The organism is Bacteroides sp. HMSC067B03, assembly GCF_001811315.1.
GTDB lineage: Bacteria > Bacteroidota > Bacteroidia > Bacteroidales > Bacteroidaceae > Bacteroides > Bacteroides faecis.
Map to the genome: position 1 here is coordinate 1 of NZ_KV804446.1, position 1098 is coordinate 1098.

At 35.7% G+C, this 1098-nt stretch carries 1 protein-coding gene; it reads right to left on the bottom strand.

Translation table 11 applies throughout. From position 1 onward, the window contains the following. Positions 1 to 22: 22 nt before the first annotated feature. Positions 23 to 592, bottom strand: a complete 570-nt coding sequence (locus HMPREF2794_RS21675) for a transposase (RefSeq protein WP_224207252.1) — start codon at positions 590 to 592, stop codon at positions 23 to 25. Positions 593 to 1098 lie beyond the last annotated feature (506 nt).

Sequence of the window (1098 nt, forward strand, 5' to 3'; positions counted from 1 at the left end):
ATCCGAATCAGTATTTGATTCCTTAGTTAAAAATTAGAGTAATTAATGCAATGGCAATTTTTCCCATCGTATGTAGCAGCAGTCCCGATGTAGATCTGACTTTCATCGCTCTTTGAATATTTGTTTTTTCATTCAACCAGTTGAATAATGATTCAATGGGTTGTCTGACTTTTGAGACTGCCGTTGAAAACAAGTCTCTTGCCGCTTTCTCCCTTTTTGTTATTTCAGGTGATTCTCCTTTGATAGCTTTTACAGGAGTAAATAGCTCGAGTTTTTGAGATTCTTTCGTCTCTTTATAGAATGGTATATCCGAATATATTTTATCGGCATATATTTCTCTATTGTTCAGATTTCCCACACATTCTCTTTTGAATACAGTGGAGTCATTTTCATCAGCAGCGGAAAGTATGAGCATTTCAGGAAAAGGTATAGTTCCTTTTCTACGGAAAGCCACTGCATGGAGTTTTAGTCCGAAATAATACATGTTCTTTGTCGAACAATATCCTTTGGAAGTAATCTCAGTGGCGACCTTTCCTACTGTGTTCTTTCCCGCGCAAGTAATGATAGGCATCGAGTCAACTAATGATTTCATACTGTCACAATCTTGAGGTTTGAATGAATGGATTAACTGCCTGACGAGTTCGCTGATTGCTTCCGGCATCAAATTCAATCTATAATTGAATACTTGGTAAGAAGGCAAGTCAGGGAACCATGAAAGCAGGTATTCCTTGGTAAAGGTATGTATATCTTTGATTTTAAAGTATTGCTGATAAGCTCCGCAGAACAGACATACAGTAAGCAGTTCCTCATCGGTAAAGATTGGATGGTGGTTATTACTGAACCTCTGGCAGTAGAACTTGAGTGAAGACTCGTAAACATCCGCAGATATACATATATATTTTTATAAGTTTGAATTCTTTCTCCTTGGGAATCATAATTAGAACAATGAGTGGTTTTATTCTTATAATATACTGATTTTCAAGGAGATTAGAAAACTAACTAATGAGATAGGTAACTAATTAATGAGATAGGTAACTGAATAATAACATTTTAACAAGCGAAAAAGTAGATGATTATCAACTGCTGATTCGCATCATT

What these genes read in the sequence shown, in the direction of transcription:
- HMPREF2794_RS21675 (WP_224207252.1), bottom strand. Translation starts at nt 592, where the DNA reads ATGAAATCATTAGTTGACTCGATGCCTATCATTACTTGCGCGGGAAAG.